Below are 24,961 nucleotides of genomic sequence, written 5' to 3'. Positions count from 1 at the left end.
AGATGATTGATTGATGATTGAAACTCGGTCGGACTACTTTTATATGTCGCCCCTGTACTCGAAATTGTAACAGATGGCGCTGACTTTCGGTTTTACATATTTCCGCTTCAGCTTTGCGTGGACAGTTTCGCATTGTTTCCGGCCGTTCACGATAAGGCTGTTTCCTGATAGCCTGAATGACAAACCTTCTGTGCCTGTAATGATATGGTCGTTGATCAGATCGGAAATGATATTGTTGGTCAGCATGTCAATGTTCATATCGTCGGGGAGATTCTCTCCCGTGATGCCGGTACGTAAGGTTGCATGCCTGTTTTTCGATGGATTTTCAGAATCGTAGGCCATCACTTCGCGGTCCATCGTGTGGGCCGTTTTGGTTTTCGAGTTGACCGTGCGGGTGGTCACAGTCGAGGTGGTGGAACTCTCAGCGGGCATTGGCCCAACGATCGGTTCAGGACTACAAACCGGCGCCGGCGATTCGGCCTGATCATCCGTTTCGTTTGCAGGCGCGGTGTTTTCATTAGTCTGGACCGTTTCCACAGTAGTCACTTCCTGGTGCGTCGTTTGTGTGACAGTTCGGACGGCACCATTTCCGGGCAGTTGCACTGCAGGAATCTTTCCGGAAAGCGCTTTGTTCACGGATGTTCTCAAAGCGTCCCCTGTTTTAGGACTCGTGCAGGCGATGATGGCTATGCCGGTAATGACAACGCACACAGACAGGAACGTTTTTTCTGCCTTACTCAACGACTTGTTGTCGTCGTATACTATCCTTTTCACACGCTGCAGCAGCGGTTTCCTGTCCCCGGCAAAGGCTACAGAAAGCTTTTGGGATTGACAGGCCTCAAATGAAATGAGGGCGTGAACCAGATCGGTTTTGTTGCCGGTAACGCCCAGCGCAATGTCATCGCAACAGTTCTCCCTTTCGTCCCTGACCAGCGACGACACCCACAACAATCCGGGGTTAAAGAAAAATACTGTTTCGGCAAGATGCTGCAACAGGTTGACAAAATAATCCTTCCTTCGGATGTGGGCCAGTTCATGCAGCAGCACCGCCTCGACCTGGTCCTGTGGCAGGTTGGCCAGCATACCAAACGGAAGCAGTATGATGGGTTTCAGGTAACCGGTGACACACGGAATTCCGACGAGTACCGACTCTCGCAGCAGCACGTGCTTTTTGAGGTTGATTGCCAATGCCAATTCAGACATCCTGTCGTTCCAGTACGCAGGGACTTCAAAATTCTTATAGTGCCGCATCCTGTAAATCTTTCCGAAGGCATTGAAAACGCCGATCATCTTTACCCCAAACACCAACAGCCATATCCAGGTAATTGTCGCTGCGTTGTCGTTCAGGAAATGGACTGCCTGACTTAGAAAATCCGTCGTGCCTGCGGTGGAAGTGAATTGTTGCTGTGCTACCGGCAGGTCGAGTTGGACCACGCCCGAAGAAGCTTCCATTGAAAACTCGTGGCTGAAGGTCACCGCTACAGTGGCGATGAAAGCGACAAACAGCAGTGACAATATATTATACCGCAACACCGCCGCAGCTTTTTTGGTGAACAGTATCACAATTCCCGCAAGTACCGCCAGGAACATTCCCTGCCAAATGGAGTGGATTAATGTCCATCCAACTGCCTTGACCATGTCATCGTGTAATAAAGTCATGCTATTTCTTTTTATCGATTTTATCGAGCATCGCCCGGATTTCATCAAGTTCCTGTTGGGTCGTTCTCTTATTCCCAAGCAGCTGCGTCATCAGGCTGGAGCTGGAACCCTGGTAAAGATTGTCTACAAATTTCTCCAAAAGCAGGCCTTTGGTTTTCTTTTCTTCGACTGCCGCGCTGTATATGTGCTTCATGCTGGATTTGTCTGGGTTGAGCATGCCTTTTTCAGCCATAATCTGCATCAGCTTCAGGGTGGAAGTGTATTGTACCGACCGTTTCTGTTCATTTAAGGTGTCGTTTACGAATCGTACCGTCGATGGCCCAAACTGCCACAACACCTGTAAGATTTCCAATTCTGATTTTGTAGGTTCTGACTGCATGATTTCTTTTCTGTTTTCCATTGAACAGGTCAAAGGTAAGAAAAGTTTCGTACGAACAAATTATTACCTCTTTTTTTTCCAGATATTTTCAGCCTAAAAATAAAAAACCCACGACTGGCGTGGGTTTAGAATATAAAAAAGATTTGTTTTAGAAAACGAACATTGCGCGTTCGCTCATCATTTCGTTTACCTGATCGCCCACTTCGGCGATTACATCTTCATTGTTGATGTTGGAAAGCACCTTATCAATCAGTTCCACGACCGTTTCCATATCTGCTTCCAAAAGTCCGCGTGTCGTGATTGCAGGTGTCCCGATCCGGATACCTGAAGTGGTGAACGGCGACTTATCATCAAACGGTACCATGTTCTTGTTTACGGTGATCTCCGCTTTCACCAATGCGTTTTCGGCTTCCTTGCCGGTAATGCCTTTATTGCGCAGGTCGATCAGCATCATGTGGTTGTCAGTCCCTCCCGAGATCAGGTTGTAACCTCGTTTCATAAAAGCTTCGGCCATCGCTTTGGCATTTTTCTGGACCTGCATGGAATAATTGAAAAATTCATCGGTGAGTGCCTCTCCGAAAGCCACTGCTTTCGCAGCGATAATATGCATCAATGGCCCGCCCTGATTTCCGGGAAAAACGGCCATGTCGAGTAAGTTTGACATCATCTTGATTTCCCCTTTGGGCGTGGTCAGTCCCCACGGATTTTCGAAATCCTTACCCATCAGGATCATTCCGCCACGCGGCCCGCGAAGGGTTTTGTGCGTGGTCGTCGTGACGATATGGCAATGCGGTATCGGGTCATTCATCAGGCCTTTGGCTATCAAACCCGCAGGATGTGAAATATCTGCCAGCAATAGCGCGCCCACACTGTCGGCGATGCTTCGGAAACGTTCGAAATCCATGTCACGGCAGTATGCTGAGGCGCCGGCAATGATCATTTTCGGCTGCTCTCTTGTGGCGATTTCTTGGATTTTATCATAATCGAAACGACCGGTTTCCTTCTCCACACCGTAGAATACCGGCTGGTATAACTTACCGGAGAAATTTACCGGAGAACCGTGCGTAAGGTGACCGCCATGCGACAAGTCAAAACCAAGGATCTTGTCACCCGGCTTCAGACAGGCTGCATAAACGGCAGTATTTGCCTGGGAACCGGAATGCGGCTGCACGTTGGCATAAGCTGCACCGAAAAGCGCTTTGGCACGATCTATGGCAATCTGCTCCACAATATCGACGACCTCACACCCACCGTAATAACGCTTTCCGGGATAGCCTTCCGCATACTTATTGGTGAGGCAGGAACCCGCGGCTTCCATGACCTGGTCGCTTACAAAGTTTTCTGAGGCAATGAGTTCAAGTCCGTGTATCTGCCTGTCCTGTTCGTCAAGGATCAGGTCGAAAATTTCCTGGTCGTGCTGCATGGTATATGATTTGTTAAAAACGGGTCAAAATTACGAAAATCGTTTGTTAAATTGACATATAATAATATATTTGATAACTGAATTTTTAACAAACTAACCACCCCTAAATATTTTCTGCCCATGCCAATTACCGCAAATAATCCACACCGTAAATCGTGGCTGGAAGTGCCGCCGGAAAGCGATTTCCCGATTCAGAACATTCCTTTCGGGGTGTTCCTGACCAAGGACGATGTGATCACCATAGGCACCCGGATAGGCGATTACGCCATTGATCTGGGCGCTTTACAGCAACTCAACTATTTTGAAGGCATTGAGCTTACCGATGACATGTTCATGCAGGACACGCTGAACGATTTCATCTCTGACGGCAAGAAAACCTGGCGGCTCGTGCGCAACCGCATCGCCGATATTTTCGACGCCAAAAACAACGAACTTAAAGACAACAAGGACCATCGTGACGCAATCGTGCACCATATCGATGAAGTGGAAATGCAATTGCCTGTGCTAATCGGTGATTATACTGATTTTTATTCCAGTAAGGAGCATGCTACAAACGTCGGCAAAATGTTCCGCGATCCTGAGAATGCCCTGTTGCCGAACTGGCTGCACATCCCTGTGGGGTACCATGGCCGGAGTTCGTCAATTGTGCCGTCGGGCATTCCGGTACACCGTCCGATGGGGCAAACGGTACCGGCGGGTGAATCCACACCGGTTTTCGGGCCTTCAAGATCCATCGATTTTGAACTGGAAACGGCGTTCATCACCACCGACGTCAACATCATGGGTGAAAATATACCGGTGCATGAAGCAGAGGATTACATTTTCGGGATGGTGCTGCTCAATGACTGGAGCGCCCGTGACATACAGCGTTGGGAATATGTGCCGCTCGGGCCGTTCCTGGCCAAAAATTTTGCGTCATCGATTTCTCCCTGGATTGTGACGATGGATGCTTTGGAACCGTTCCGTACAAGGGGCCCCAAACAAGATCCTACACCCCTGCCCTACTTACAACAGAAAGGCAAACACGCATTCGACATCACCCTTGAAGTGGAAATAGAGCCGGAAAACTGCGAGCCTACAGTGGTAAGCCAGTCGAATTTCAAGTACATGTACTGGTCGATGAGCCAGCAGCTCGCGCACCACACCTCGAACGGCTGCCGCGTTAATTCAGGCGATATGATGGGATCGGGGACGATCTCAGGACCCACTCCGGATAGTTTTGGTTCGATGCTTGAACTGACCTGGGGCGGTAAAAACCCGATTGTCATGAAAGACGGTACGGAGCGCAAATTCATCAATGACAACGACTCAGTCCGATTCCGCGGCTGGTGCAGGAATAATGAGGTGCGCATCGGATTCGGGGAAGTTTGCAGCAAACTGTTGCCGCCGTTTGTAAGAAGCTGACACAGCGTAAATTCATAACAAGCCATTCCGGATTGTAACGCGGGCTGCCGGGTTATATTCCGGAATGTGCATTTTTTGAGATTCCCTGATTCGGGAAGGCGCCGGTAGCCCGGATGGCAGCGGCATCCTTTTTCTTTGGCGCAGTGCAGCGGAGCCTAAGAAAAAGATACAGCGGACAGCCGGAAACAGCTCCTGAAAAACTTTATGCCCGGGCTACTTTGTAATTTACCACTTTCGCTATATTTGCCAAAAACCAAAAACAACATGAAGAAAATTATACCCCTCCTTTTACTTTTTATGCTGGTTTCATGTGGGAAGAAAGAAACCGAAAACATGCTCAATTCAGGCGATTACGACAACGCAATCGACAACGCCGTGGGTGCGTTGCGGAATAACAAAAATAAGAAAGGCAAGCAGCCGTACGTGTACATGCTGGAAGAAGCGTTTGCCAAAGCACAGGACCGCGACCTGAGGCAGATTGACCTGCTGGTCAAGGACGCCAACCCGCGCAATCTTGAGGAAGTATTTACGACTTACCACAAACTCAATAACCGTCAGGAAAAAATCAGGCCGTTGTTGCCGCTGCGGTTGATGAAAGAAAACCGCGATGCAAGGTTCGTGTTCCAGGATTATTCTGAACAGATCGTGAACAGCAAGAACGCACTGTCAAAATACCTGTATGATAATGCGAAGGCGTTGCTGGCGTCAAAAGACAAGGCGAATTTCCGCAGGGCTTATGACGATTTGCAATATCTTGACCAGATCAACCCGGATTATAAGGATGTGCGTAAACTCATCAAGGAAGCGCAGTTCAAGGGTACTGACTACGTCAGCGTTTACATGAAAAACGAAACCAATATGGTTATCCCGAACCGCCTCGAGGCCGACCTGCTCGACTTCAGTACTTACGGCCTGAATGACAAATGGACGGCGTACCACAGCAACAAACAGAAAGGCATTGATTACGATTATGCTATCGTGCTGAATTTCCGCCAGATCAACATCTCACCTGAACAAGTGAAGGAAAAAGAATTCGTGAAGGAAAAACTCGTAAAGGTCGGAACCAAAAAATTACTCGACGCACGTGGCAATGTCGTAAAAGACAGCCTGGGCAAAGCCATCATGGTTGATGACATGCGAACCGTGAAAAGCTCGGTTTATGAATTCAGGCAGACGAAAGCCTGCCAGGTCACCGCAAAGGTGGATTATATGAACCTCAACACAAACCAGTTGCTGCAGTCGTTTCCGCTGTCGAGCGAATTTGTATTTGAAAACCAGTACGCGACCTTCCGCGGCGACAAGCGTGCGGTGGAGCAGGAATATTACACCTATTTCGATCAGAAGGCAGTGCCGTTTCCAAGCAACGAGCAAATGGTTTACGATACCGGCGAGGACCTGAAGGCGAAACTGAAGGACATCATCACGCGGAACAGGCTCAAACGCGACTAACCGGATTACAATTTAAGACAACATTACAAGCGCAACGGTTTCCCGGCTGCGCTTTTTTCTTTAATTTTGCGGTCTGAATTTTATTTTACGCAATTATGTCAAATGTAAAAGTGGGTCTGGTGCAAATGTCCTGTGATGCCGACAAGCAGGCCAACCTCGATAAGGCCATAAGGGAAATCCGTGTGGCAGCCGAAAAAGGCGCACAGATTGTCTGCCTGCAGGAACTCTTCACCTCATTGTATTTCTGCGATGTCGAGGACTATGAGAATTTTAAGCTCGCCGAACCGATTCCCGGGCAGTCGACAGCGGCACTTTCAGCAGTGGCTGCAGAACTGCATGTGGTGATTATCGCCTCGCTTTTCGAAAAGCGCGCTGAGGGGCTCTACCACAATACCACCGCGGTCATCGACGCTGATGGTACGTACCTGGGCAAATACCGCAAGATGCATATTCCGGACGATCCGGCATATTACGAAAAATTTTACTTTACACCCGGTGACCTGGGCTACAAGGTCTTCAATACCAAATTCGCCAAAATCGGCATACTGATCTGCTGGGACCAATGGTATCCTGAGGCCAGCCGCATCACCGCCCTCATGGGGGCCGACATCATGTTTTACCCGACGGCCATCGGCTGGGCGACCGACCAGGATGAGCAAACCAACAAGGACCAGTACGAATCCTGGCAAATCATACAGCGTTCGCATGCCGTCGCCAATGGCATTCCGGTTGTGAGTGTCAACCGGGTCGGCTTTGAGCAGCAGGGGGCCATGAAGTTCTGGGGCGGCAGTTTCGTTGCCAACGGACAGGGTAAACTGTTGTACCTGGCATCACACGACGAGGAAGAAACCACCGTGGTCGACGTAAATTTAAACGATGCCGATCACTTCCGGATGCACTGGCCGTTCCTGCGCGACCGTAGGATTGACAGTTATCAGCCCATCACAAAACGGTTTATCGATGAGGACTAAGATACGGGAACGGAAAAACGGGAACATCAGCGCATCATGCTGATCGTCACCCACGCAATTTCCTGACGCGCTGATCCATCCTTTTTATTATCCTTTATTTTCCGACTGAAATGACTCCAAACCAACTCGGCTTCCACTTCCCTGCTGAATTTGAAAAACAAGACGCCCTCTGGCTTTCATGGCCGCATAAAGAAGCTTCGTGGCCTGGGAAAATCCACCTGATTTACGACTCGTACTGCGAATTCATCCTTCGGGTGGCGTCACATCAGCGGGTGTGCATTAACGTGACCGATCAGGAAATGAAAGACACCGCCGTCGAAACCATCCGGCACAGCCGGTACGCGAAGACCGTCGCGGTGGAAAACCTGTTCGCGAACATTTACTTTTACTTCCATCCGACCAATGATGCCTGGTGCCGCGATCACGGTCCTGCATTTTTGGTGAACCGCGAAACCAACAAGAAAGCCATTGTCGATTGGGGTTACAACGCCTGGGGTGGAAAGTATCCGCCGTACGACCTCGATGATAACATCCCGACGCTCATCGGAAAGGAACTAAGCCTTCCCGTTTTTTATCCCGATATTGTCATGGAAGGCGGCAGTGTCGAGTTTAACGGAAAGGGCACTTTGCTCACCACAACCGCCTGCCTGTTGAATAAAAACCGCAACCCGCACCTGACCCAGGGCCAGATTGAACGGTACCTTTCAGACTATTACGGTGTAAACCACATCCTGTGGCTGGGCGACGGTATCGTTGGCGATGACACCGATGGCCATATCGACGACATCACGCGTTTCGTAAACGAAGACACTGTCGTTACGGTGGTCGAGGAAAATAAAAATGATGAAAACCACGGATTGCTGCAGGAGAATTTACAGACGCTCAAAGGAATGCGCCTTGAAAACGGCAAGCAGCTTAACATTATAGAACTCCCTATGCCCAAAGCCGTTATCTACGACGACCAAAGGCTGCCCGCGTCGTATGCCAATTTCTACATCTCGAACGAGAATATCATCTTCCCGACTTTCAAAGACGACCAAAACGACGCCAAAGCGCTTGATATACTGCAGGATTGTTTCAGCGACAGGAAAGTGGTAGGTATCGACTCGGTGGATTTAATTTGGGGACTGGGAAGTTTTCATTGCCTGAGCCAGCAGGAACCTTCGATCTGATTGTGATTTTATGGCGCCTCCCGTTATCGCTCCCTGCGTCCGCAATACCGGGATCGGGCTGTCCGCTGTATCTTTTTTAAACCTTCCAGGTTAAAAAAAGGATGCCGCTGCCATCCCTGGCGCGGTTCCGCGGATAAATTCAGGCGATTTCCAGCATGACGTTTGACCGCCCAAACGCCTTTTCCCTATCACTCTGCAAATTTCCTCAGGTCTTCCGCACTGATATTTTCATGCGACGCATCATAGACGGCCTTTCCTTCGCTAACCACCAGGATCTGCGGAGATTGATGGACTACCCCGAATCGCAGGGCAAGCTCGTTTGAAATGTTTCGGTAAGCAAGCAGGTCAAGAAAATACAACCTCATCCTGTCCGCCGGGATGTCGTAGGCGCGTTCGAACTGCCGCAACGAAAAGCTACTGATATTGCAGCGTGTACTGTGTTTAAATATGGTGACCGGTGCACTAAACGATTCTTCCGCAAGCTGTTCGAGCTGGTCCATCTCTTCAAGAAGTACCCAATCCAGGCCGTTCCCCGCGCTGTGTTTGTTTCCGAACATGTTCCTAATTCCCATAATTGTCGTATTTTAAGACATTTTGTCTTTGTTTTCAAGGGTTTACGCGACATTTTGTCCGATGCCTCCAACTGGAACATCATTTGATTAAACCGTCGCGAAGTTACACAAACCAGATTACAACATCATGCCGTTTAAGGTTTCCTTAAGGCAAAAACATCATAAACATATGAACATCAACAAATTTACAATCAAATCGCAGGAAGCGATCCAGAAGGCACAGCAGCTTGCACAAAGCTATGGGCACCAGCAAATAGAAAATGAACACCTTATGAAAGCCATTTTCGAAGTTGACGAAAACGTTGCGCCGTTTCTCCTGAAAAAGCTCAACGTAAATGTGCCCTTGTTTGAACAGGTAATCGCCAGTTCTTTGCAAAGCTTCGCGAAAGTATCCGGCAGCGAGATCATGCTGTCGCGCGTCACGGGAACGACATTGAACGAGGCAGAAATCATAGCCGGTAAAATGAACGACGAGTTCGTGTCGATTGAACACCTGCTGCTGGCCATTTTCAACTCCAAAAGTAAGGTTGCCCAAATCCTTAAAGACCATGGCGTGACTGAAATAGGCCTCAAAGCCGCTATCGATGAATTGCGTAAAGGCGAACGCGTTACCTCGGCATCCGCTGAGGAAACGTACAACGCGCTGAACAAATATGCCAAGAACCTCAATGAACTCGCAGCAAACGGAAAACTCGATCCCGTGATCGGGCGCGATGAGGAAATACGGCGCGTACTGCAGATCCTGACCCGCCGGACCAAGAACAATCCGATGCTTATTGGTGAACCCGGCGTAGGTAAAACGGCCATCGCTGAGGGACTTGCACACCGCATCGTCGATGGTGACGTGCCCGAAAACCTGAAGGACAAAATCGTGTTTTCGCTCGACATGGGTGCATTGATCGCCGGTGCAAAATACAAAGGCGAATTCGAGGAAAGGCTTAAATCGGTAGTACGGGAAGTGACCGCTGCCGAAGGGGACATCGTGCTTTTTATAGACGAGATCCATACCCTCGTAGGCGCAGGCGGCGGTGAGGGTGCGATGGATGCGGCCAATATCCTCAAGCCGGCATTGGCGAGGGGCGAATTGCGCGCCATCGGGGCGACGACCCTCGACGAATACCAGAAATATTTCGAGAAAGACAAAGCCCTGGAACGCCGTTTCCAGAAGGTGCTGATTGACGAACCGGATACGGAAAGCGCAATTTCCATCCTGCGGGGCATCAAGGAAAAATACGAGACACATCATAAAGTCCAGATCAAGGATGAAGCCATTATTGCAGCCGTGGAATTATCGCAGCGCTACATTACCAACAGGTTCCTGCCCGACAAGGCAATCGACCTGATGGATGAGGCGGCTTCGAAACTGCGCATGGAGATCAACTCCAAACCCGAAGAACTCGATGTGCTGGACCGCAAGATCATGCAGCTCGAAATCGAAATTGAGGCAATCAAAAGGGAAAATGACGAAAGCAAGCTTAAAGGCCTCGGCATGGAATTGGCCAACCTCAAGGAAGACCGTAATGAGATTTTCGCCAAATGGAAATCAGAGAAGGATATCGTTGACAGCATTCAGGCAGTAAAAACAGAAATCGAGGACTTCAGATATGAAGCCGAACGTGCAGAGCGCGACGGCGACTACGGGAAAGTAGCGGAAATTCGTTACGGGAAAATCAAGGACGCACAAACCCGGCTCGAGTCATTGCAAACCCAGCTCGCCGAAAATCAAAGTGGCGGCACTTCCCTGATTAAGGAAGAAGTCACCCGGGAAGACATCGCTGAAGTGGTGGCGAAATGGACCGGTATCCCCGTAATGAAGATGTTGCAGGGGGAGCGCGAAAAGCTGCTGCTGCTCGAAGAAGAATTACACAAGCGGGTCGTGGGTCAGGAAGAAGCCATTGAGGCGGTCAGTGATGCGGTACGCCGCAGCCGCGCCGGGCTTCAGGACGTCAAAAAACCCATCGGGACCTTCCTTTTCCTCGGGACCACGGGCGTGGGTAAGACCGAATTGGCAAAAGCCCTGGCGGCATACCTGTTTGATGACGAAAGCGCCATGACGCGCATCGATATGAGTGAATACCAGGAGCGTCACAGCGTAAGCAGGCTCGTGGGCGCACCTCCCGGATATGTTGGCTATGATGAGGGCGGGCAATTGACCGAGGCCGTCCGGAGAAAACCGTACTCGGTGGTACTGCTGGATGAAATCGAAAAAGCGCATCCCGACACCTTCAACATCCTCCTGCAGGTACTCGATGAAGGCAGGCTTACAGACAATAAAGGGCGCCTCGCCGATTTCCGGAATACGATCATCATCATGACCTCTAATATGGGAAGCGAAATCATCCAGGAAAAATTCTCTAACCTGAAGGGCAGTGTGGAAGCTGCAACGGAATTGGCGAAAAACGAAGTCCTTGGCCTGCTGAAACAAACCGTCCGCCCGGAATTCATCAACAGGATCGACGACATCGTGATGTTCACACCGTTAACGGAACAAAACATCCGCGAAATCGTGGGCATACAGCTGAAAGGCGTTACCAAAATGCTCGCGCAACAGCAAATTACGCTTGATGCCACGCCCGAAGCGATTTCTTATCTCGCCCAGAAAGGCTATGATCCGCATTTCGGGGCCAGGCCGGTGAAACGGGTGGTGCAGAAGGAAGTACTGAACGAGCTTTCCAAAGAGATCCTTTCAGGGAAAGTGAATACCGAAAGCATCATACTACTCGACAGTTTTGATGGAAAACTGGTCTTCAGGCAGGGGTAATAAAAATGCGGAAAACTGAATGAAGTGTGGTAACACGATAATACCCAGACGCCGGACGACTCTTGTTCCGGCGTTTTTTTTTAACGCTACCCGCACCTTGAAATCTTGAAAACTTTTTCGGAAATCCCTGTGTCGGTAATGACTAACTTTAGGTGAATAAACAACATCTTAAATTTTGAAGTTATGAGCAAGAGAATCGCTATTTTGGCAACACACGGATTTGAGGAAAGCGAACTGAAATCACCAAAAGAACATCTGGAAGCACAAGGCTGGACCGCTGAAATTATCAGCCCTGAAGCCGGCACGATTAAGGCCTGGGCCGACAAGAACTGGGGAAAGGAATACGATGTCGATGCGGTGTTGGGCAGCGCCTCCGCAGACGATTATGACGCGCTCGTGCTGCCGGGTGGGGTAATCAACCCTGATCAGCTGCGCACAAACGAGAAAGCGCTAGATTTTGTGAGGGCATTTTTTGAAGCCGGAAAACCCGTAGCGGCCATTTGCCATGGTCCGCAGACACTGATCAGCGCCGGACTCGTAAAAGGCAGGAAGATGACATCGGTCAAAGCCGTCAGCACCGACCTGATCAATGCAGGCGCCGATTGGCATGACCGGGAAGTTGTCACCGACAAGGGACTCGTAACAAGCCGTACACCTGAGGATCTACCCGCATTCAACAAAAAAATGGTAGAGGAAATCATGGAAGGACAACATCAGCCTGCATCATAACTGCGGCGAACAGTCGTACCAAATATTTGGTCTGCCTGTCTTGGAAAGGGAAGTTTGCCCACGCGATACCTGATTCCCGACAGGGTTGTAAAAAAAAACTCCGGGCGAACCCCGGAGTTTTTATTTTTCACGTACTTATTTTTCTTTGTTGAACAGGAAGTCGAATCCGCTCGCCCTGAAATGAAGTTCAGCGCCGTCAGCACTGAATTCGAGTTCGAGTTCGCCCTCAATCGAAAACTTATTGTTACCCTCATTCTTCAACGGAATCGGCCCTTCACCATCGATGGTCGCAACCAATTCGCCGTTTTCCTCAGCAAATTCGATTTTGGTCGGAATGGTTTTGCTGGCATATTTGCCTTCAAAATTCTTCAGTGCTGAGGCAGTTTCTCCTGATGCACTGCCGTCCTTAGCTGGCGCGGACCAGCTGTTATTGCTGCTATTGCTGTCAGGGAAAACATCGTCCGGATCCAGTGTCACCTTTACAATCTCTTCATCGGTGTCAGCCTTGAATGACCACGTGGCGTTGCGCTGCCAGATTTCTACCGGAAGGGTAATCCGCTTTACATTACCGCTGGCCATCTTTACATCCATCACCACGGGCATCGCCATTTTTTCCCTGTTTTCCAAAGTAATGATCGCCCCATTTTTCGGGTCATTCTTTGGGTACCTGACGCCGGTCACGCCCTGATCGAGCTTCCAGTTATTGAGGAACCAGCCACGCCAGAACCAGTTCAGGTCTTCGCCCGCAACATTTTCAATCGTGCGGAAAAAATCATCAGGTGCAGGATGTTTAAATGCCCATCGTTCCACATATGTCCGGAAAGCGCGGTCAAAGCGTTCTTTCCCGAGAATCTGCTCGCGCAGGATAATCAGCCCCGCCGATGGCTTAAAATACGCCAGCGTCCCAAGGTTATTTTCCTTCAATCCGTCAGGTGCCGTCATAATAGGTTCAAGACCCGGCGCAGCCAGCATCTTGCACATAAAATCCATCCCCATTTCAAACGATTTATACTCCCCATTATTGAAATCCTTCGCACTGATCGAATTGATGAACGTGTTGAAACCTTCATCCATCCAGGCATACAGCCGTTCATTAGAACCCACGATCATCGGGAACCAACTGTGCCCAAATTCGTGGTCAGTGACCTCCCAGAGTCCGCCGGCTTTCGATTTATAACCACAAAATACAATTCCAGGGTACTCCATCCCGCCTGTAATTCCCGCGACATTGATTGCTGCCGGATAGGGAAACGGAAACCATCTTTTCGAATAATTCTCGATACAGGCTTTAGTGTATTCGGTAGATCTTGCCCAGGCCTTCTGCCCGTCGCTTTCGATCGGATAGGCTGAAATGGCGAGCGACTTCCTGCCTTCCGGGAGATTGATCCGCGCCGCATCTATGATAAATGCTGCTGACGATGCCCACGCGACATCACGTGAATTCCTGATGGCAAAATGCCAGGTCAGCGTGGATTTCCCCGCAGGCCGCGAAGCGGGATCGGTCACTTCCTGCGCAGCACGGATGGTGACTGTTTTATCACTTTGCGCTGCTGCAGCCCACCTTTTCTGCTGTTCCGCAGTATAGACCTCTTTCACATTGAGCAACTCACCTGAACAGACCACAATATGGTTAGACGGCGCAGTGATCATCACATCGAAATCGCCGTACTCAAGATAAAATTCGCCTGCTCCCTGATACGGCAGCGTATTCCAGCCGCGCAGGTCGTCATACACGCACATCCGCGGGTACCATTGCGCTACCTCAAAAATTTTCCCGTTTTTGGTATCCTGTATACCCATGCGGTCAGAGCCGAACACTGGAGAAATAAACGAAAAATCAATCTTTAGCCGCACGGTGCCGCCGTTTGGGTTTACCGCCGTCGGCAGCTGGACCTGCATGCGGGTGTCGTTGATGCTAAACTGCAGTTCTTTTTCTGATGTAATCCCTTTTACCGTCGTGAGCAACCGCACGGATTTGATTTTATGGCCGCCATCGAAAACCTGACCGTCTGCGCCGTTGCGGCTGCCGTCAAGCGGAATGACTGCGCTACCACGTGAATCGGACTTAAACAAATTCTGGTCGACGTTCAGCCACAGGAATCCAAGTTTGTCAGGGCTGTTGTTGGTGTACGTGAGGATTTCCGAACCCGTGATCTCACTCTTGCTTTCATCCAGGGAGGCCGTCAATTTATAGTCGGCACGGTTTTGCCAGTATTTCGGCCCCGGCTGCCCGCTGGCCGATCGGGTTTCGGTACCATTTGAAGTGTAAAATCCGGGGCCAAATGCGGCATGATAATCATAGACCGATTCGGTTTGTGCCTGCACCTGGCCGGCAGCAAAAAATAAGGCCGCAATACACGTGGCCCTGAGCATGAGTTTTTTCATTTTTTAACCAATTTCGGCAACAAATAAAAGAAAAAATATAATAGGGAATTGCAAACGCTTTGCCAATTAATTTATAATCAGTTTCACCCCAAAGAATGAGGTTGATTTAATTAAATTTGTAAAAAAAAGATTTGACTACTACCATTTCAAACGGCAATGTTTCGGCTGCTATCAATCACCATGGAGCGGAATTGATTTCACTCACTTATCAAGGCCGCGAATACCTCTGGGACGGAAATCCTGAATTTTGGGGTAAACATTCACCGGTCCTTTTCCCGATTGTGGGCACGTTGAAAAACGATAAGTATCTTTTTAATGATCGGCAGTACCATCTTAACCGGCATGGTTTTGCGCGCGACATGGTATTCTCGCTGGAAAGCAAAACCGATGAATCGGCGACTTTCCTTTTAAAGTCGGATTCCGAAACTTTGAAAGTGTACCCGTTTGATTTTGAACTCAGGATCGTGTACAGCGTTTCCGCGGAGGCAGTCACCATCGCCTACCGGGTTTCCAACCTGGGCGACGGACAGCAGTATTTTTCGCTGGGCGCGCATCCGGCTTTCGCGCTTCCTGAACCTTTCGCGAACTATGCGCTTGAAATGGTGTCAGCAAAAACGTTGGTGAGTTCGTTGCTTGACAACGGACTGTTGTCAGGCAGAACCATGACGTTGCCCCTTATCGAAGGCAGGCTTCCCCTCGATTACGCATTATTTGACACGGACGCACTGATTTTCCGGAACGCAGGATTTCACTCGCTAACGTTGCTCGAAAACCAAAAACCGATTCTGAAAGTGGATTTTGAGGATTTCCCGGATTTGGGTTTATGGACCAAAACCGGCGCTGCATTTCTGTGTATTGAGCCCTGGCTGGGCTATGCGGATGCGCTCGACGCAAACCACCAACTGAAAGAAAAACCCGGAATCATTGCACTGGAGCCAGCGCAGGATTTCAATGCACAATTTAAAATCACTTTGCTGTAATGATCACATTCAATTTTTCACCATTCCCGATACTGGAAAGCCATAGGCTGCTGTTGCGCAGGCTGACCGCTGACGATGTAGAACAGGTTTACCGTTTGCGGTCAGACCCTCAGACCATGCAGTACATACCGCGTCCGCTGGTCACCGATCACGATGGCGCGATGGCGCACATCGACCTCATTAAAGAACGCATCGATGCCAATGAAGCAATCAACTGGGCAATAACGCTTAAGGGCGCTCCGGAACTGGTCGGGATCATCGGATTTTACAGGACGCAAAAAGAGCATTTCAGGTCAGAAATCGGATATATGCTCCTGCCGGAACACAGCGGTAAAGGCATCGCCACCGAAGCCGCAAACCTCGCTTTAGATTATGGTTTCGCGGTGCTCGGTTTTCATTCGGTGGAGGCCGTCATTGCACCTGAAAACGAAGCTTCGGAAAGGGTTTTGATCAAAAATAATTTTGTGAAAGAAGCGCATTTCATCGAAAGTGAATATTATGACGGAAAATTCCTCGATAGAGTAATTTACTCCATTCTGAAAAAAAACTTCAAAAAAACTAATCGCACGGGCTAATTTCGTTTTTATCCGACGCAACCATACCATCAAAATATTATCCCTTCAAAAAAAAAACAGATATGAAGACCATAAAAACCCTTTTAAGCGCCAAAACCCTTATCGTAGCATTGTTGTGTGTCTCGCTGACTTCGTGCCTCAGTGACTCTGACCCCGCGGTCAACGAATGCTACAACACACAGAATGTGGGCGTGACGAATGTCACGGGCCCTACTACCGCCGGCATTAACCAGCCGGTGACATTCGACGTGACGTTTAATGTCGCCGACAGCTGCGGCAGTTTCCTCGGATTTTATGAGGAAGCGACCGCTACCAACGAAAAAACCATTACCGTAGTGACCAAATACCTCGGCTGTGATTGTATCGATGGTGTTATTGCGAAAACGACGCCCTATACTTTTAAAGGACTTGCTTCGGGCACCTATGTGCTGAAATTCAAGATCACCGAGACCACATACAAAACCATGACGATCGTTGTGGGATAATCACTGTGGCAATTTAGGCAGTGTACGGATGTAAAGCGCTTCGACTTTCCTGCGAGCCCATTCGGTTTTGCGCAGGAAGGTAAGGCTGGACCTGATCGACGGGTCGATGTTAAAGCATTTTATCGGAACCAATTCGCCCAGGGTATCAAAACCATAGAAAGCTACAAGCGTTTCCAGTATTTTTTGCAGGGTCACACCGTGTAAGGGATCTGAGGATTGCTGATGCTGCATCATTTCAAATTGTTTGCCCGAAGGTAATAAAAAAGACCGCTGCGGGAAAGACAGCGGTCCGGTTAATGGCTTTCACCAATAAACACCTATCTAAAACCAAAAAAATGCGACTTCCGGAAATAATCGCCTTATAGCTCCTTCAGTCTGCATGCCAAAAATACCACAGACTGCTCACCAAAAAAATGACCGAAATCATGTGCCGGGATTTTTTTTAAAGCGATTGCGGGTCCGGCGGAAGGATTAGGCGAAATCTTGCTATCTTTGCAGGCCATGGTAAAAACCGTCAACATACTTAACAAACGCGCGCGTTTCGATTATGAAATTATCGAGACCTACACCGCCGGTATCGTGCTTACCGGAACCGAAATCAAATCCATCCGACTCGGTAAGGCAAACATCACCGAAAGTTTTTGTGAATTTAGCAACAGCGAACTCTTCGCAATCAATACGTACATCGAGGAATACCGTTTCGGGAACCAGTTCAATCACAGTGCGCGCAGCGAACGCAAGCTGCTGCTGAACAGGCGAGAACTCAAAAGTCTCGAGCGCAGCGTACAGGCTAAAGGACTGACCATCGTTCCGCTCAAATTACACACTAACGAAAAAGGCCTGGCCAAGCTCGACATCGGTTTATGCCGCGGTAAAAAGACGTATGACAAGCGCGAATCATTGAAGGAAAGCGATACCCGACGCGATCTGGATCGGATCAAGAAGGCCTTCAACAATTAAGATAAGCCGTTACGCCTAATTCTTATTTTCGAGTAACGGCACAAAACGGAATTCCCCGAATTCATGCTTTTCAAACTGCGTTTCATTTTTACGGATCAGCAGTGTCATGATTTGTTGCTCTTCGCCCAGTGGGATAACGAGCCTGCCACCTACCTTTAATTGTGCCATCAGCGGTTTGGGAATCACCGGCGCACCCGCAGTCACAATAATGCTGTCAAAAGGCGCATGGTTCGGCAGTCCTTTGTAGCCGTCCCCGAACGAAAGATGCTTTGGCCGTATGCCGAGTTTCGGCAATAAAATCGTGGTTTGCTTAAAAAGTTCGTTCTGCCTTTCCACACTGTACACCTTCGCGCTCATTGTACATAGCACTGCAGTCTGGTACCCGGAACCCGTGCCGATTTCGAGCACCTTATGGTCTTTTCTGACCTCGAGAAGCTGACTTTGGAATGCCACCGTGTACGGCTGCGAAATCGTCTGCCCGGCACCAATCGGGAACGCCTTATCCTGATAGGCATAATCTTCAAAACTTGAATTCAGGAATAGGTGTCTCGGGATTTTCCTGATTGCATCGAGCACTTGCTTGTCGGTGATGCCCTTCTGCTCTAGCGCGGCGGCCAGCTGATTGCGCAATCCCTGATGTTTGGCTGTATCTTTCAAAGTGGGGAAAAGTTTTGGTGCGGTAAAAATAACAAAGTAAAAGTACATTGGGCATTTGTCCGGCCAAAAATATCCTGGTATACCGAAACCAATTTCCCAAGGCGCCCGCCTAGATAAGTCACCGAAAAAATTACATCGGCTACAGGTGTAATTTTTTAATCTATTTCAGAATATCGCCCAAATAGTCTTATTTTTGTTCACCGCTGCCCAATGGCGGCTACTGTCAAATAAAAACATCCCCACTATGCTAAAAATAGGCGTTTTAGGCGCAGGGCATCTCGGAAAAATCCACCTGCGTTTACTGCAACAATCTGAAAAATATGAGCTCGTCGGTTTTTACGACGAAAATCACGAGAATGGCGAGAAAATCGCAAAGGAATTCGGTTACAAACAGTTCGATACGATTGCCAAGCTGATCCATGCTGTTGATGTGATAGACATCGTGACCCCTACCCTTTCCCATTACAAATGTGCGAAAGTGGCTATAAAATCAGGCAAACACGTATTTATTGAAAAACCGATTTCCAATAGTGTTGAAGAAGCCGAAGAAATTATCGCGCTCGCGAAGGAATATAATGTCAAAGGACAGGTTGGGCACGTCGAGCGTTTCAACCCCGCTTTTCTGGCCACGCGCGATTTGATTGAAAACCCGATGTTCATCGAAACGCACCGCCTGGCCGAATTCAATCCTCGCGGTACCGATGTGCCGGTCGTACTCGACCTGATGATCCATGACATCGATGTAATCCTGAGCGTCGTGAAATCCAGGGTAAAGCGCGTCGACGCCAGCGGTGTCTCCATCCTAAGCGAAACACCTGATATCGCCAATGCCCGCATCGAGTTTGAGAACGGTTGTGTGGCCAACCTGACCTCGAGCCGTATTTCGCTGAAAAACATGCGCAAGACGCGTTTTTTCCAGAAAGACGCTTACATTTCTGTGGACTTCCTCGAAAAGAAGTGCGAAGTCGTAAAAATGAAAGATGCTCCTGAAAATCCCGGCGATTTCGATATGATCCTCCAAAATGCCGAAGGCGTAAAAAAGCAAATTTATTTTGCCAATCCCGATGTGTCGCAAAACAATGCGATCTTAGATGAACTTGAGACTTTCGCCTATGCCATCAACACCGGTGGAACGCCCGTCGTCACGTTGGAAGACGGAACCGAGGCGCTTCGTGTCGCCTACCAGATCATCGACAGCTCTAAAAAATAACAGGACACTGTCCTATTCGTAATGCTCATTGCTAAAATACAAACTCAAAAAATGAAAAATATAGCCGTAATCGGAGCCGGAACCATGGGTAACGGCATTGCCCATACTTTTGCACAAAGCGGATTCACCGTAAAACTGATTGATGTCTCTGAAAAGTCGCTCGACAAGGGCATGGCGACCATCGCTGCAAACCTTGACCGGATGGTAGCCAAAGGCACCATTTCGGAAGATGACAAACACAATACGATCGGGAATATCATCACGTACACAGAAATCAGTGACGGCGTCATCGGAGCAGACCTTGTCGTTGAAGCCGCTACCGAAAACGTCGAGCTGAAGCTGAATATTTTCCGTCAACTCAACGACGCCTGTTCCCACAATACGATACTGGCGACCAATACCTCATCGATTTCCATTACCCAAATCGGAGCGGTGGTTTCCCATCCTGAGCGCGTGATTGGCATGCACTTCATGAATCCGGTCCCGATTATGAAATTGGTCGAAATCATCCGCGGTTACAACACTTCAGACGAAGTCACAAAAACCATCATGGATTTGTCTGTCACCCTGGGAAAAGTTCCTGTGGAAGTGAATGATTATCCCGGATTTGTTGCCAACCGCATCCTGATGCCGATGATCAACGAGTCTGTGGAAACGTTATACAATGGTGTGGCCGGCGTTTATGAGATCGATACCGTGATGAAACTGGGTATGGCACACCCCATGGGGCCACTGCAACTGGCTGACTTCATCGGGCTTGACGTATGCCTGGCCATCCTGCATGTGATGTACGACGGCTTTAAAAACCCGAAATACGCACCGTGTCCGTTACTGGTCAATATGGTTCGGGCCGGGAAACTTGGTGTAAAATCGGGGGAAGGATTTTACGATTATACCGAAAGCAAAAAAGCCGAAAAAGTCTCGAAGCAATTTTCATAACTATTTATCCATTTGCCGATGGCCAAAATCATCCCGTTTCATGCCGTGCGCCCCGCAGCTGACAAGGTCAGCCTGGTAACGTCGCGTTCGTATGAGGAGTATTCTGCTGCCGAACTGGCATCACAGCTGGATTTCAATCCGTTTTCTTTCCTGCACGTACTGAACCCGGCCTATGTAAACCAGCAAAAGGCCGGATTGGAAAAACGGTTTAAGCTGGTGGCACAGAAATACAGGGATTTTAAAGCCGAAGACATATTGATAAGGGAGGATAAACCGGTGATGTTCCTGTACCACATCCATTCCAAAACACGGGATTTTATCGGAATTATTGCCGCCACATCAATACAGGATTACCGGAATGATGTAATCAAAAAACATGAAGACACGCTGCAGTACCGCGTAGAGTTGTTTAAGGATTACCTGCACCAGACGGGCTTTAACACCGAACCGGTGCTGATTACCTACCCGGACAACGACGCACTGAACCAATGGATTGAAGTCAAAAGGACCGCCGCGCCATTATATGAATTTTCAACGACCCGAAAAGAAAAGCACACGCTTTGGAAAATTGATTCGGACGACGAGTTGGCTTTCCTGAAAAACCAGTTTGACGCTGTCGGGGATGTATATATCGCCGATGGGCACCACCGCTCTGCTTCGGCGGAATTGCTGTACGAGGAAGATAAAAGCACCGGAAACGACCACCTGAATTACTTTATGAGTTTCCTGATTGCCGAAAGCAATGTCAGGATTTACGAATACAACCGCATCATCCGTGACCTCAACGGACTGTCAAAAGCCGACTTCCTCACAGCCTTAAGCCATGATTTCTGGGTAAAAAACAAGGAACAGGCACTATGGAAACCGGAAAAGAAGTTCCAGTTCGGGATGTACCTCCAAGGCGAATTTTATTGCCTGCAGCTCAAGGATGGGAATAGTTTCAGTTCAATCGCTGACCGACTCGACGCGCAAATCCTGTATGATAAAGTCTTGCAGCCGATTTTAGGGATTACAGACCTTCGAAACGACGAACGCATCGATTACATTCCCGGAAACCAATCCATCACTACGATAAAGGAAGTCGTCGACGAAGGCGATTTTGAGGTGGGATTCATGCTTTTTCCAACCGAAATTTCAGAAATAAAGGCATTGGCAGACAACAGCCTGATCATGCCTCCAAAAAGCACTTACATCGAACCCAAATTCCGCAGCGGATTGGTCGTGTACGAAATTTGACATCACTCCTAAAACCATAACAATGCGAATTGCCGACAATCTCAACGCCATAAAAACCGGCTTGCCATCCCATGTCACGCTGGTTGCCGTTTCCAAAACGAAACCTGTATCGGACTTGATGGAGGCCTATGACGCCGGGCAGCGCATTTTCGGAGAGAACAAAATCCAGGAAATGGCCGAAAAGTATGAGGCCATGCCGAAGGATATCGAATGGCACATGATCGGCCATGTGCAGACGAATAAGGTGAAGTTCATGGCACCTTTCGTTGCACTGATCCACGGTGTGGACAGCCTGAAATTGTTGGAAGAAATCAACAAACAGGCAAAAAAAAACAACCGCATTATCGATTGCCTGCTGCAGGTACACATCGCTGAAGAGGAAACGAAATTCGGACTTAACGAAAAGGAACTGGCCGAGTTACTCACGTCAGAAACGCTGAAGTCACTTCGCTCGATACGAATCACCGGCCTGATGGGCATGGCGACTTTTACCGACAACCCGGCGCAGATCCGCAAGGAATTTCTGTTTTTAAAATCATTGTTCGATCATTTCCGACCGCTTGACGCGGAGAACTGCCGGCTGAATATACTGTCCATGGGCATGTCCGGTGATTATCAGACAGCAATCGAATGTGGCAGCACGATGGTTCGGATTGGAAGTAGTATCTTTGGTGGGCGATAACCAGAGCGCGTCGCTTACCTCGCCTCATTTACATTTTAATACAAAATTTGTACGCAATACTCGACATAGAAACCACTGGCGGCCAGTACAACGAAGAAGGCATCACTGAAATTGCCATCTATCGCCACGACGGGCATGAAGTGGTTGATCAATTCATCAGCCTGGTCAATCCCGAAATCCCGATCCAACCCTTCGTGGTGAAGCTCACGGGGATCAACAATGCCATGCTGCGGTCGGCACCGAAGTTTTTCGAAGTCGCCAAACGCATCATTGAAATTACACAGGATTGCATCATTGTCGCCCACAACGCGTCTTTTGATTACCGGATCCTGCGCACGGAATTCCGACGCCTCGGGTATCAATTCGAGGCCCAGACGTTATGTACCGTCGAATTGGCTCAGAAGCTCATCCCGGAGCAGCCGTCCTATAGCCTGGGCAAGCTCGTGCGGGCATTGGGCATTCCAATGGCCGACAGGCATCGTGCGAGTGGCGATGCGATGGCCACCGTGAAACTTTTCAAGATGCTTTTGGACAAAGATCTGGAAAAGACAATTTTAACCACGCTGGTCAAATCTGAAATTGTAAGGGGCATCGCACCGAAGTTGTATGACATTGTCGAGAGCCTGCCTTCCAAAACGGGCATTTATTATATCCATCGGGAAGATGGTACGATTATCTACATCGGGAAAAGCAGGAACATCCGCAAACGCGTGAACCAGCATTTTACAGGAACCACCGCAAAATGCAAAAAGATCCAGGATGAAGCCTTTACAGTCACCTTTGAGCTTACCGGCAGCGAACTCATCGCGTTGCTCAAGGAATCTGAAGAGATTAAAGTGAATAAACCCGTTTACAACCGCGCGAACAAGAAAACGATTTTCCCGTGGGCGTTGTATCCTGAAACGGATGCCTCAGGTTATACCTGCCTGAAATTACAGAAAACCGACCGCCGTAAAAAAGAGATTATTTCCTTCGCCTCGTTGCAGGAAGCACGCAATGCATTCTTTAGAATCAGCGCGCAATATCAAATGTGCCAGAAACTGAACGGCTTGTACCAGACGGATGCTGAGTGTTTTCAGTATAAGATCAGCGAATGCGACGGCGCTTGTATCGGTAAAGTGCCGGTGGAAGCATACAATGCGCGCGTGCAATCTTTTATAGACCATACCCTTTTCGCGGAAAAAAGCATGATGATAATCGATCGCGGGCGCACAGTCAACGAACGCAGTGCAGTCCTGATTGAAGATGGCGTTTATAAAGGATTTGCGTTTTATGACCTCAATTACCAGATCAATAACATCAGCATTCTCAAGAATATACTCGTTTCCATGCCGAATAACCGCGACACGGCACACATCATCCAGAAGCACATCCAGCGCACGCGCCATCTTAAAATCGTCCATTTTTAGGTCATGGCGAAGTCGCTGATCACCATTGTAGGGCCCACGGCAATAGGCAAGACTGCGATGTCAATCGAGGTGGCGAAGCATTTCAGCTGTGAGATCCTTTCCTGCGATTCGCGGCAGTTTTTTAAGGAGATGCGCATCGGGACCGCCGTTCCGAGCGAGGCCGAACTCCAATCGGTGACGCACCATTTTATCCACAACAAATCGATTTTTGACGCATACACGGTGGGTGATTTCGAAAAAGAAGCCATCGCCACACTTGATGAGTTGCTTCGAAAAAGTGATGTGGCGGTGATGACGGGCGGTTCAGGATTGTATGTGGACGCTGTACTGAATGGCTTTGATGATTTTCCGGAGATTGATCCCGAAATCAGGAACGCACTTGCAACAAAATACAATGAACTGGGAATGGCTTTCCTGCAGGAGCAATTGCTGGCGCTCGACCCGGACTATTTTCTGACGGTGGACAAAGGAAATCCACAGCGCATGATGCGCGCATTGGAAGTATGCATCGGGACGGGTACGCCCTACTCCCATTTCTTAAGGCGAAAAAGCACGCAGCGGACTTTCAATAAGATCCTGATCGGACTGGATGCCGACAGGGAAGTGATTTACGACCGCATCAACCGCAGGGTCGACATCATGATGCAGCAGGGCCTGCTGGCTGAAGCGGAGCGGCTGTATCCGCAAAGGAACCTGAACGCATTGCAGACAGTAGGTTATCGGGAATTGTTCGACTTTTTTGAGGGAAAAACCGAACTGGATTTTGCGGTTTCCGAAATCAAGAAAAACACCCGGCGTTTTGCCAAACGCCAATTGACGTGGTTTCGGCGGAGTGCAGACACAAAATGGTTCGACTACAACACTGATCCGGCCGAAATAATTGCGTATATTGAAGGGCAATTGACACTTCATATTTGAATCCGT

23 protein-coding genes are annotated in these 24,961 nt (G+C 48.9%); 16 read left to right on the top strand and 7 right to left on the bottom strand.

What is annotated here, in order from left to right; translation table 11 throughout:
- Nucleotides 1–39: 39 nt before the first annotated feature.
- The 3 genes from HYN48_RS08395 to glyA form a co-directional block, all read right to left on the bottom strand.
- Entirely contained in the window at nucleotides 40–1,659 is a 1,620-nt protein-coding gene (locus tag HYN48_RS08395; RefSeq protein WP_181248443.1) for a M56 family metallopeptidase, read from the bottom strand.
- Nucleotide 1,660: 1 nt separating this feature from the next.
- Nucleotides 1,661–2,059, bottom strand: a complete 399-nt coding sequence (locus HYN48_RS08390; RefSeq protein ID WP_108370676.1) for a BlaI/MecI/CopY family transcriptional regulator — start codon at nucleotides 2,057–2,059, stop codon at nucleotides 1,661–1,663.
- 127 nt (nucleotides 2,060–2,186) lie between these two features.
- Nucleotides 2,187–3,461: a serine hydroxymethyltransferase gene (gene glyA, locus HYN48_RS08385; protein ID WP_108370675.1), complete on the bottom strand. Its 1,275-nt coding sequence runs from the start codon at nucleotides 3,459–3,461 to the stop codon at nucleotides 2,187–2,189.
- Between the two features lie 120 nt (nucleotides 3,462–3,581).
- Here glyA and fahA point away from each other — a divergent pair, with 120 nt between their 5' ends.
- From fahA to HYN48_RS08365, 4 genes are all read left to right on the top strand, one after another.
- Nucleotides 3,582–4,865, top strand: coding sequence for a fumarylacetoacetase (gene fahA, locus HYN48_RS08380; RefSeq protein ID WP_108370674.1), 1,284 nt, complete (start codon nucleotides 3,582–3,584; stop codon nucleotides 4,863–4,865).
- 264 nt (nucleotides 4,866–5,129) lie between these two features.
- Nucleotides 5,130–6,314, top strand: a complete 1,185-nt coding sequence (locus HYN48_RS08375) for a hypothetical protein (RefSeq protein WP_108373492.1) — start codon at nucleotides 5,130–5,132, stop codon at nucleotides 6,312–6,314.
- Between the two features lie 95 nt (nucleotides 6,315–6,409).
- Nucleotides 6,410–7,285: a carbon-nitrogen hydrolase gene (locus tag HYN48_RS08370; RefSeq protein ID WP_108370673.1), complete on the top strand. Its 876-nt coding sequence runs from the start codon at nucleotides 6,410–6,412 to the stop codon at nucleotides 7,283–7,285.
- A 110-nt stretch (nucleotides 7,286–7,395) separates the two neighbouring features.
- Nucleotides 7,396–8,457, top strand: coding sequence for an agmatine deiminase family protein (locus tag HYN48_RS08365; protein ID WP_108370672.1), 1,062 nt, complete (start codon nucleotides 7,396–7,398; stop codon nucleotides 8,455–8,457).
- Between the two features lie 188 nt (nucleotides 8,458–8,645).
- Here the strand turns inward: HYN48_RS08365 and ytxJ are convergent, their stop codons facing one another.
- A complete protein-coding gene (gene ytxJ / locus HYN48_RS08360; protein WP_108370671.1) occupies nucleotides 8,646–9,029 on the bottom strand; it encodes a bacillithiol system redox-active protein YtxJ in 384 nt (127 codons plus the stop codon).
- 169 nt (nucleotides 9,030–9,198) lie between these two features.
- Here ytxJ and clpB point away from each other — a divergent pair, with 169 nt between their 5' ends.
- Together clpB and HYN48_RS08350 are read left to right on the top strand one after the other, a co-directional pair.
- Nucleotides 9,199–11,790: an ATP-dependent chaperone ClpB gene (clpB, locus tag HYN48_RS08355; RefSeq protein ID WP_108370670.1), complete on the top strand. Its 2,592-nt coding sequence runs from the start codon at nucleotides 9,199–9,201 to the stop codon at nucleotides 11,788–11,790.
- A 183-nt stretch (nucleotides 11,791–11,973) separates the two neighbouring features.
- Nucleotides 11,974–12,519, top strand: coding sequence for a type 1 glutamine amidotransferase domain-containing protein (locus tag HYN48_RS08350; RefSeq protein WP_108370669.1), 546 nt, complete (start codon nucleotides 11,974–11,976; stop codon nucleotides 12,517–12,519).
- Between the two features lie 135 nt (nucleotides 12,520–12,654).
- On the opposite strand, the gene HYN48_RS08345 is transcribed toward HYN48_RS08350, so the two are convergent.
- A complete protein-coding gene (locus HYN48_RS08345; RefSeq protein ID WP_108370668.1) occupies nucleotides 12,655–14,904 on the bottom strand; it encodes a M1 family metallopeptidase in 2,250 nt (749 codons plus the stop codon).
- Nucleotides 14,905–15,035: 131 nt separating this feature from the next.
- Between HYN48_RS08345 and HYN48_RS08340 the strand changes: the two genes are divergently transcribed.
- From HYN48_RS08340 to HYN48_RS08330, 3 genes are all read left to right on the top strand, one after another.
- Nucleotides 15,036–15,884: an aldose 1-epimerase family protein gene (locus HYN48_RS08340; RefSeq protein WP_108370667.1), complete on the top strand. Its 849-nt coding sequence runs from the start codon at nucleotides 15,036–15,038 to the stop codon at nucleotides 15,882–15,884.
- Nucleotides 15,884–16,459, top strand: a complete 576-nt coding sequence (locus HYN48_RS08335; protein WP_108370666.1) for a GNAT family N-acetyltransferase — start codon at nucleotides 15,884–15,886, stop codon at nucleotides 16,457–16,459. Before HYN48_RS08340 ends, HYN48_RS08335 begins: the two co-directional genes overlap by 1 nt.
- A gap of 62 nt (nucleotides 16,460–16,521) precedes the next feature.
- Nucleotides 16,522–16,944: a hypothetical protein gene (locus HYN48_RS08330; RefSeq protein WP_108370665.1), complete on the top strand. Its 423-nt coding sequence runs from the start codon at nucleotides 16,522–16,524 to the stop codon at nucleotides 16,942–16,944.
- Here HYN48_RS08330 and HYN48_RS08325 read toward each other — a convergent pair whose 3' ends face one another.
- Nucleotides 16,945–17,175 carry a VF530 family protein gene (locus HYN48_RS08325; protein WP_108373490.1) on the bottom strand — a complete coding sequence of 77 codons (231 nt, stop codon included), beginning with the start codon at nucleotides 17,173–17,175 and terminating at the stop codon, nucleotides 16,945–16,947.
- A gap of 270 nt (nucleotides 17,176–17,445) precedes the next feature.
- Here HYN48_RS08325 and smpB point away from each other — a divergent pair, with 270 nt between their 5' ends.
- The gene (gene smpB / locus HYN48_RS08320; RefSeq protein WP_108370664.1) at nucleotides 17,446–17,904 is read left to right on the top strand and encodes an SsrA-binding protein SmpB; all 459 of its coding nucleotides are present in this window, start codon (nucleotides 17,446–17,448) and stop codon (nucleotides 17,902–17,904) included.
- A 15-nt stretch (nucleotides 17,905–17,919) separates the two neighbouring features.
- Here smpB and HYN48_RS08315 read toward each other — a convergent pair whose 3' ends face one another.
- Nucleotides 17,920–18,561 carry a protein-L-isoaspartate(D-aspartate) O-methyltransferase gene (locus HYN48_RS08315; protein ID WP_108373488.1) on the bottom strand — a complete coding sequence of 214 codons (642 nt, stop codon included), beginning with the start codon at nucleotides 18,559–18,561 and terminating at the stop codon, nucleotides 17,920–17,922.
- Nucleotides 18,562–18,805: 244 nt separating this feature from the next.
- Here HYN48_RS08315 and HYN48_RS08310 point away from each other — a divergent pair, with 244 nt between their 5' ends.
- Genes HYN48_RS08310 through miaA form a run of 6 tightly spaced genes read left to right on the top strand, consistent with a single transcriptional unit; the run spans nucleotide 18,806 to nucleotide 24,955 of the window.
- The gene (locus tag HYN48_RS08310) at nucleotides 18,806–19,771 is read left to right on the top strand and encodes a Gfo/Idh/MocA family protein (RefSeq protein WP_108373485.1); all 966 of its coding nucleotides are present in this window, start codon (nucleotides 18,806–18,808) and stop codon (nucleotides 19,769–19,771) included.
- 51 nt (nucleotides 19,772–19,822) lie between these two features.
- Entirely contained in the window at nucleotides 19,823–20,710 is an 888-nt protein-coding gene (locus HYN48_RS08305; RefSeq protein WP_108370663.1) for a 3-hydroxyacyl-CoA dehydrogenase family protein, read from the top strand.
- Between the two features lie 18 nt (nucleotides 20,711–20,728).
- Nucleotides 20,729–21,946 (top strand): DUF1015 domain-containing protein, encoded by a 1,218-nt coding sequence (locus HYN48_RS08300; RefSeq protein ID WP_108370662.1) that lies wholly within the window; start codon nucleotides 20,729–20,731, stop codon nucleotides 21,944–21,946.
- A 22-nt stretch (nucleotides 21,947–21,968) separates the two neighbouring features.
- Entirely contained in the window at nucleotides 21,969–22,628 is a 660-nt protein-coding gene (locus HYN48_RS08295) for a YggS family pyridoxal phosphate-dependent enzyme (protein ID WP_108370661.1), read from the top strand.
- 47 nt (nucleotides 22,629–22,675) lie between these two features.
- Nucleotides 22,676–24,037: an exonuclease domain-containing protein gene (locus HYN48_RS08290; RefSeq protein WP_108370660.1), complete on the top strand. Its 1,362-nt coding sequence runs from the start codon at nucleotides 22,676–22,678 to the stop codon at nucleotides 24,035–24,037.
- A 3-nt stretch (nucleotides 24,038–24,040) separates the two neighbouring features.
- The gene (gene miaA, locus HYN48_RS08285; RefSeq protein ID WP_108370659.1) at nucleotides 24,041–24,955 is read left to right on the top strand and encodes a tRNA (adenosine(37)-N6)-dimethylallyltransferase MiaA; all 915 of its coding nucleotides are present in this window, start codon (nucleotides 24,041–24,043) and stop codon (nucleotides 24,953–24,955) included.
- The last annotated feature ends 6 nt before the right edge of the window (nucleotides 24,956–24,961 follow it).

This window comes from Flavobacterium magnum (genome assembly GCF_003055625.1).
GTDB classification, from domain to species: Bacteria; Bacteroidota; Bacteroidia; order Flavobacteriales; family Flavobacteriaceae; genus Flavobacterium; species Flavobacterium magnum.
Note: the sequence above shows the minus strand (reverse complement) of the source record. Positions and strands in the feature narration are given on the sequence as shown.